Genomic DNA, 7961 nt, shown 5'->3' on the forward strand with positions numbered 1-7961 from the left:
TGCCGCCCTGCGCCGCGCCGGTGTGGGAGCGGGTCGGGTAGAGCTTGGTGAGCACGGCGGTGCGCACGCGGGGGGCGGCCTCGATGGCCGCGCGCATGCCCGCGCCGCCGGCGCCGACGATCACGACGTCGTACTGATGCTGGTGTACCGGACGTTCTGTCATGGCCTTTGGTCTTCTCGCTTTCGAAACTTTCGTGACGATGTCGTCTATGTCTTCGGGTCTCCGGGAGCGGGCCCCGCGCGTTCCAGCGCGGCCCGCGTGGCCGGGACTAGACGTGGTAAGCCATCCCGATCAGCGCGTAAGTGCCGAGGGCGAGGATGAGGACCGTGGCGACCAGGAGCAGCATGTTGAGCCAGAACCGGGTCGAGTCCTTGCGGGCGTAGTCGGCGATGACAACGCGGACGCCGTTCGCGCCGTGCAGCTGCGCGAGCCAGAGCATGAGGATGTCCCACGTCCCCCAGAACGGCGTCTGCCAGCGCTCGAAGACGTAGTTGAAGTCGATGCGGTGGACGCCATCGCTGACGAGGAGGCCGATCGTGAGGTGGCCAATGACGAGCACGACGAGCGCCGCGCCGGAGAGGCGCATGAAGAGCCACGCGGTGCGCTCGAAGTTGCCGCCGGAGCGCAGGCGCGGGGAGCGCGGCTGGGCGAGTGACGCCGGACGGTCGTAGGACGTCTGGAGAACTGGTGCTTCTGCCATGGGGATCGTTCTCCTTTACAGGTTCGAGAAGAGGATGACGAGCTGACGGGACGCGAAGCCGGCGAAGACGACGACCCACAGGCCGACGACGACCCACAGCATCTGACGCTGGTACTTGACGCCCTTCGACCAGAAGTCGATCGCGATGATCCGCAGGCCGTTGAAGGCGTGGAAAAGGACGAGCGCGACGAGGCCGATCTCGAGGAGGCCGACGATCGGCGTCTTGTACGTGTCGATGATCTCGTTGTACGTCTCGGGGCTGTACGACACGATCGAGGTGTCGAGCACGTGGACGAACAGGTAGAAGAAGAGCGCCACACCGGAGATGCGGTGGAGGACCCAGGACCACATCCCGGGATCGCCCTTGTAAATCGAAAGCTTCCTGCCCCGCGCCTCCGGCGCATCGGCTCGGACCTGGGTAGCACTCATGGGATTGTGGCGCCTCCGTCATTTCCCGCGGAGTCGGGCGGTCTCGGATGAGTTCTAAGAACTTTCATAGGGACCGGATTCCGGCGTCCGCGCACACAAAGTGGCATCGATGTAGGTTTACCGAAACAATAGCCCCCCGGGGGCGAGAACTCACAGTTGGGGACCCATTTTCGGCTTGATTATGGGCACCTAAAAACGATTAGGTTGGCCTAAGGGGAAACGTGAGAATCTCCAATACGAAACCCCCGGAACTGCATGTTTGATGCAGTGCCGGGGGCCGTCCTTTTCGAGGGGTGCCCGCTTGTGGGATCCGTCACTCTTCCTCGGGAGATGTGAGGACATCATCAACATTCTTGACGAGGTCGCGCCAGTCGGCGAACTCCTCGTCGAAGGGGCCCTCGGGCTCGAGCAGCGTCGTGTCCTCGGGGGACAACGTGTAGTTGACGTAACGGCGCAGCGGGCCGCCCTTCTTGATGGGCCCTGCGAGCTCGGTGTCGTCGAGGTAGGCGGCGAGGTCGAGTACCAGCTCGACGGCGAGATCGAGCTGGTCGCGGTCGACCTCGGCGGGACCGATGAGGATGTCGTCGGCCAGCCCCGAGAGCACGTACGTATTCGCATCGGTGACCTCGACGTCGAGCGAACCATCGACCGCAGCGGCCTTGATCGAATCGTACGTCTCGACGCGCGAGAGCGTGTCGTCGTCGTTGTCCGCGAGGAAGCGCGAGAGCAAGCGCGCGTTGGGGAATGTGAACACCGAATCGCGGTCGCCGAGGAATACGGGCTTCTCGCCGAGGTAGCAGCGGAGGGTGAGCGCGTCGCCGTCGGGCAGCACGATGCGCACGGGATCGATGCCGGCGGAGACCCAGATCGAGCCCTTCGAGTACTCGGAGTCGACGAGGGAGGCAGCGCGCTCTTCGCGCGCCTTCTTCTCGGCTGCGGCGGCCTCGTGGGCGGACTCGAGCTCGCTCGCAGCCTTCTTCTTCGCCGCCTCGTCGACCTTGGGTGAGGCGAGGATGCCGTCGATGGCGTCGAGCACGTCGTCCCAGCCCTTGGAGACGATCTTGCGGATCTGCTTCCAGTCCTTGATGCCCTCTCGGTCGGCGAAGTTGTCGTACCCGCCGGTGACCTTGGCCAGAATCGGGTTGCCGTCGAAGAACTTGATGACATCGCTTAGCTCGCACACCTCGCCGATCGAGCGGGCGATGGTGAATGCCTCGTCGATCTCGTCGACGCTCGACTCGGTGGGCTTCTTGCTCAGCAGCTCGGGAACACCGACGAGGTCGAAGCTGTGGTCCTCGTCCGCCTCGAACTCGGGAACTCCTGCGGACTCCTGCTCGGCCCACGAGGGATGGTCGTCGAGGTCGTGCTGCTTCCCCGAGCGGACGAAGGCGATGAGCTCCGCGGTCTCGGCGAAACCGTAGAGGTCGTCCCCGTCGCCGAGGAAGGCCTCCCAGGTCTCACCGTCCTCGCGCCATTCGGGTGCCCAAAGGGTGGTGACGTCTCCGGTGGGGAGACCGAGAAAAACGGGAACGATGTCCTTGGCCATGCCGAACAGCTTAACTGTCTGGTACGGCTGGTGCCCCTGTGGATCTGCTTCGATTTCCCGGGGACGGTGCTTGGCGCGATGCTTGAGGCGGTGTCCCGAGCGAGCCGAGTAGCGCGTCCCCGAGCGCCCTCCCGATGATCCGCGCCCGCTCTTCGTTGGCCGCCCCAACGGCGGCGGCCGCAGTGGCGGCGATTTCCGCGGCGGCGACGTCCATTCGCTCCGCAGCGAAATCCGTGCGCAGGGCCACGCCCGTGACGGCGGACGCCGTATTCGCCGTGACCCGCACCGTCCCACCCGGTGCCTCCGCCTCGAAGCTGCCGGAGACGAGGGCATGATGCGCCGAGGCGAGGTGGTCGGCGACAGAGTGGAGCCTGTCGAGGCAGGGCGCGAACTCCGCAGTGCCCATGGGATCTCCGGGACCCACGAGGTTCCCGCCCGCCCCGGGCCGTCCTGGTCCCGCCGGCTCCGGGAGCTCATCGAACCGATCGAACTCTTCCAACCACTCGAATTCCTCGAACCGGTCGCGGCCTTCGCCATCCGCGTATTCGCCTGAGGGGAACTCGTCCTCCGCGCCCTGGTCGGGATCCGGCCCCGCGAGCTCGGCGTGAAGTGCCGTGGCCGCTCCGGAGAGCGCGGTGACCAGGGCGGTCTCGATATGAACAAGCGGCAGCTGGAAGATCTCCGGCGGGATACGCATGCCGAGCGGGAGGGAATCGGCAGAGATCCGCACGACGATCCCCGTGCGCGGGCACACGAACTCTAGAGGGCCCGGGTACTCGGGGATTGCCGAATCCTCGGCGAGCACCGGTGGCTCGGCAGGCTCGGTGACGCCGGCATATATCCCATCCCGCGCCGCCGCACCGGCGCGCAGGTCCAATCCCATCGCGCGCATCAGTTCGCCTCCGATGGCCTGTAGAAGCCGAGGAACTGCATCCCGATGTTGTCCGTGCGCAGGCCCGAGACCTGGACGGGATCCCCGGCCTCGACCATCTGACCGTCGCCGATGAACATCGCGACGTGACCGTCCCATACCACCAGATCTCCCGGCAGGAGTTCGTCCTGCGGGACGCTCGGCCCGACCTGCTGGTCGATGGCTACCCGCGGGATTTCGACCCCCGCCTCCCCGTACGCCCACTGGACGAGTCCGCTGCAGTCGAAGCCCACGCCGGGCGTGGTGCCGCCCCACGAATACGGGACACCTTGTTGACCGAGCGCATTGGTGACGGCGGCGGCCGCCTCCGGATTCGGGGCCGTGACCACGGAGCCGGAGGGCAACGTCACGGCCGTCCCGCCGGCGGGATCGAGCGAGCCCGCCCCCGCCGCCGAACCCGAATGCGAGGCCGCGCTCGAATCCGAACCCGAGCCCATATCGCCGCCGGCGCCCGCCACCGAGGCGAGTGATCCGGCGCCGCCGGCCACACCCGCCACGCCAGATCCGCCGGGCGCCACGGACTCCCCGGAGACCGCGCCCTCGCCGCCGGCGTTCCCGCCCGAGGCGTAACCGGCGAGCTCATACGCGACCTGCCTGTCGCCGAGCGGGGATTCGGTACCCGGGACCCGGGCCCGCGGCGCAGTGCCGAGCTCCGCGGCGATCGCCCACATTCGAGCGGTGGGTCCCGCGAGCTCGGCCTTGACCCGCTCGACCACCGCGAGCGCGGCGGACAGCGCCTCCGTGGCGAGCCCGACGATCGCTATCTGTCCGGGCGGAGAGAGCGCGGCGGGCAACAACGCCGCCGCCTTCGTGGCGAAACCGGCGGCGATAGAGGCGACCTCGGCCGCTCCTGCGATGACGATGACGGCCGCCTGGTGCGTGAGCCCGGCGATCTCCACGCCGGAGGTGCCGAGATCGACGAGCGTGCTCGCGGCCGTGGCCAGCGACTCCTGCGCACCGAGGGCCGAAGCGCCCTCCCAGGCGGTCTCGGCGAACGAGATCGCGGCGGGGAGGACCTCCATCGCGGCGCCGAGCTGCCGCCCGAGGCCCGGGGGCACCTCGCTCTCGGCCGGGGCGACGGCGCCCACCGCGCCGAGCAGCGCCTGCGCCTGGCCGACGGGCGAGGCTATCGCGGCGAGGCCGGGGAGGGGGAGCGGTGCCGTCATACGAATGCCTGGCCCGCGCCCGGTCCCGCCGCGGTGAGCGCACCGGCGCCCCACGCGTCGAGCGATTCGTACGAGCGCGCGCACGTACTGCACAGCCGTCCGGCGGCATCGACGCAGCGCGCGCTGTGCGCAAGGAGATCGCGGTGGCGGGTGGTCGCGGCATCGAAGGCCGCGAGGAACTCGCCACCGACGGGACCGAGCGCCACGGAAAGCTCCTCGATGGGGATCGACTCGTAGGCGGACAGCCCCTCCTGGACTGCCGCCGCCGCTCGCTGCAGGTCCGAGCCGACCGAGGCGAGCGCCTGCGGGTCCATGGAGGTGATGGGTGCCCCGCCACCGGACGCCGGCGGCGGGCTCGCGGGGTTCGTGTTGGGATCGGGCACGCGGGCTCCTCGGTATGGCTCGAACTTGTACCGCCGGCTGGAGGCCGGCAGCCGGGGCCCACGGTCTCGGGCCGCCACTCATCACGACGCACGCCGTCGCCCTTCCGGTTCCCCTCGCGGCAGAGATTCCTTCGAACTACTTCACGAGGGCATACGGGCGGCCATTCCCGAGGCCGTCCGCACTCGCAATCACACTCGTGCCACACTTGCTGGCGTGGACCCCAAAGTCATCGACCACCCGCTCGTCGCCGACCGCCTCCGCATCGTCCGCGATGCCGACTCCGACACGGCGCGTTTCCGTAGCGCCATGGAGCAGCTCGGCCAGATGCTCGCCTATGAGGCGCTGTCGGATCTCGATTTCGACGAAGTCGGCGTGACCACGCCCGTCGCGGAAACGACGGGCACCTACGTGCACCGGAACATCATTTTCGTTCCCGTGCTGCGCGCCGGCCTCGGCATTCTCGACGCGGCGCTGCGGCTCGTCCCCGAGGCCTCGATCGGCTTCGTCGGGATGGCGCGTAACGAGGAGTCGCACGTCCCCGAGGCGTACCTCGCCTCGCTGCCGGAAGATCTCTCCGAGCGGCAGGTGTTCGTCCTCGATCCGATGCTCGCCACGGGCGGCTCGTTGATCGCCACGTGCCAGGAGCTCGTCGACAGGGGAGCGCGGCACATCACCGCGATCTGCGTGCTCTGCGCGCCCGAGGGCATCGCCGCCCTCGACGAGTCGGGCCTGCCGATCTCGCTGGTCACGTCCTCCGTCGACGAGTGCCTCGACGAGAACGCGTTTATCGTCCCCGGGCTCGGCGACGCCGGCGACCGTCTGTTCGGACCCCGCTAGGGGCCCGATTTCCAGGGGCCGTCGCCCGGTTCCGCGATCTGCTCCCTCAGCCCTGCGCGCCGCCCGGCGCGCAGGGCTGCGTCCGCAGCGCACGCACGTACTCGGCGGGCGCTCCGGCCGCCTCGGCGGCGTCCGCGAGCTGACCCAGGTACACCGCCCGCGGCATGCCGCCTTCGAACGCGTCGAGCACGTGGAATGCTGCGAGCACGTCCTCGCCGTCGGGCTCGAGCGTGGCGCCGCCGATGTCCGCCCCGGATACCCCGCCCGTGACGTCGGACGACACGGTGAACTCCGAGAACTGCGCGTCCACCGGCGGTCCTGCGGGGAGATTCGGCAGCCGCCGTACCCGGGCGCGCAGCCGTCGCGCCGCGATCCGATCGGTGCCCTCCCAGCGGTCGAGCATCGCCACGTCGTCGTCGGTCATGTCGTAGAGCACGACGAAGACGCTCGAACGCGGATCCTCGACGACGGTGGCGAGCGCTCCCACGTCCGAGACGGGGCCGGGGCCGCTCGCACTGCCGCCGGCGAAGGTCAGCCGCCAGCCGCGCAGCCAGCCGGTCCCGGCGATCGGGGAGCGCGGTGCGCGGACCGACATGTGGTCGGGGTCCATGGTCATTCCGTACGCGGCATACATCGGCACGATGCCCAGACTACTGCTCGCGCCCGAGGGCGCTTCCCGGCCGACGCCCCTCGGCCGACACCATCGCGGGTAACTCGTCTAAATTGGTGGCCGAAACCGTGCGTGCCCGGACACGCGGAGCGGTCGGCCCGTGCCGGTCCGCGCCCGTGTTGCCGGGTTGCTCGGGTGCACCGGGTTCCATGGGCGTTCGCCGGCGGTCGATCCCGCCGTGCCGTGCGCCCTTGGCTCCCTCGGCCCGCCACGCTGTTCCCGCCGCGACCCACCGGTCGCCGGCGCGGGAACGAGTCCCGAATCCGCTACCCGATGGAGGTACCCGCCGTGTCCACTCGAATCGTCGTCCTCGGTGGCGGGCCCGCCGGATACGAGGCGGCCCTCGTCGGCGCGCAGTACGGCGCCGACGTCACCGTGGTGGATTCGGACGGCATCGGCGGTGCCTGCGTCCTCTACGACTGCGTCCCCTCGAAGACCTTTATCGCCACCACCGGCGTTCGCACGGACATGCGCCGGGCGCAGGAGATGGGCGTCGAGATGCACTTCGACCCGCGCTCCTACCGCCTCGACCAGGTCAACTCGCGGGTGCGCTCGCTGGCGCAGGCACAGTCCGCGGACATCCGCTCGCAGCTCCAGCGCGAGGGCGTCCGCTTGCTGCAGGGCAAGGGCAAGATCGTCGACCCGCAGCCCGGTCTCGCCCAGCACACCATCGAGGTCACGATGGACGGAGGCCGCCTCCTCACGATCGAGGCGGACATCGTCCTCATCGCCACCGGTTCCAGCCCGCGCGTGCTCCCCGACGCGCGCCCGGACGGCGAGCGCATCCTCACCTGGCGTCAGGTGTACGACCTCGAGGAGCTTCCCGAGCACCTCGTCGTCGTAGGTTCGGGTGTCACCGGCGCCGAGTTCGTCTCGGCGTTCACGGAGGTCGGCGTCAAGGTGACCATGGTCTCGAGCCGCGACCGCGTGCTGCCGCACGAGGACGCCGACGCCGCGCTCGTGCTCGAAGAGGCACTGTCCGAGCGCGGCGTCTCGCTGGTCAAGCACGCGCGCGCCGATGTGGTCGAGCACCACGAGGACGGGATCATCGTGCGACTGTCCGACGGCAGGACGGTAACGGGCTCGCACGCGCTCATGTGCGTCGGTTCGATCCCCAATACCCAGGACCTCGGGCTCGAGACGGTGGGCATCAAGCCGCTCAAGAGCGGGCACATCCCGGTCGATCGCGTCTCGCGCACCGCCGTGCCGAACATCTACGCGGCGGGCGACTGCACGGACCTTTTCCCGCTTGCGTCCGTCGCCGCGATGCAGGGGCGCGTCGCGATGTACCACGCGC

General features: G+C 69.2%; 10 protein-coding genes. 2 read left to right on the top strand and 8 right to left on the bottom strand.

Features of this window, described 5'->3' with window-relative positions:
* The 7 genes from V7E05_RS12965 to V7E05_RS12995 all read right to left on the bottom strand — a co-directional run.
* Positions 1 to 163 (bottom strand): FAD-binding protein (locus V7E05_RS12965; protein ID WP_333620068.1); only part of this gene is annotated, 163 nt, incomplete at its 3' end.
* Positions 164 to 269: 106 nt separating this feature from the next.
* Positions 270 to 701 carry a succinate dehydrogenase hydrophobic membrane anchor subunit gene (locus V7E05_RS12970; protein WP_333620059.1) on the bottom strand — a complete coding sequence of 144 codons (432 nt, stop codon included), beginning with the start codon at positions 699 to 701 and terminating at the stop codon, positions 270 to 272.
* Positions 702 to 716: 15 nt separating this feature from the next.
* A complete protein-coding gene (gene sdhC, locus V7E05_RS12975; protein WP_333620060.1) occupies positions 717 to 1130 on the bottom strand; it encodes a succinate dehydrogenase, cytochrome b556 subunit in 414 nt (137 codons plus the stop codon).
* A gap of 313 nt (positions 1131 to 1443) precedes the next feature.
* Entirely contained in the window at positions 1444 to 2676 is a 1233-nt protein-coding gene (locus V7E05_RS12980) for a primosomal protein (RefSeq protein ID WP_333620061.1), read from the bottom strand.
* 10 nt (positions 2677 to 2686) lie between these two features.
* Complete coding sequence (locus tag V7E05_RS12985) at positions 2687 to 3568, bottom strand: hypothetical protein (RefSeq protein ID WP_333620062.1); 882 nt, start codon at positions 3566 to 3568, stop codon at positions 2687 to 2689.
* The gene (locus V7E05_RS12990; protein ID WP_333620063.1) at positions 3568 to 4773 is read right to left on the bottom strand and encodes a C40 family peptidase; all 1206 of its coding nucleotides are present in this window, start codon (positions 4771 to 4773) and stop codon (positions 3568 to 3570) included. Before V7E05_RS12990 ends, V7E05_RS12985 begins: the two co-directional genes overlap by 1 nt.
* A complete protein-coding gene (locus V7E05_RS12995) occupies positions 4770 to 5156 on the bottom strand; it encodes a type VII secretion target (RefSeq protein WP_333620064.1) in 387 nt (128 codons plus the stop codon). The genes V7E05_RS12990 and V7E05_RS12995 overlap by 4 nt, the downstream gene beginning before the upstream one ends.
* 214 nt (positions 5157 to 5370) lie before the next feature.
* Here V7E05_RS12995 and upp point away from each other — a divergent pair, with 214 nt between their 5' ends.
* Complete coding sequence (gene upp / locus V7E05_RS13000; RefSeq protein WP_333620065.1) at positions 5371 to 5994, top strand: uracil phosphoribosyltransferase; 624 nt, start codon at positions 5371 to 5373, stop codon at positions 5992 to 5994.
* Between the two features lie 46 nt (positions 5995 to 6040).
* Here the strand turns inward: upp and V7E05_RS13005 are convergent, their stop codons facing one another.
* Positions 6041 to 6634, bottom strand: coding sequence for a gamma-glutamylcyclotransferase family protein (locus V7E05_RS13005; RefSeq protein ID WP_333620066.1), 594 nt, complete (start codon positions 6632 to 6634; stop codon positions 6041 to 6043).
* A 318-nt stretch (positions 6635 to 6952) separates the two neighbouring features.
* Between V7E05_RS13005 and V7E05_RS13010 the strand changes: the two genes are divergently transcribed.
* Positions 6953 to 7961, top strand: a 1009-nt coding sequence (locus V7E05_RS13010; protein ID WP_333620067.1) for an NAD(P)H-quinone dehydrogenase, incomplete at its 3' end; no start/stop codon positions are given.

This window comes from Dietzia sp., from assembly GCF_036741115.1.
Lineage (GTDB): Bacteria > Actinomycetota > Actinomycetes > Mycobacteriales > Mycobacteriaceae > Dietzia.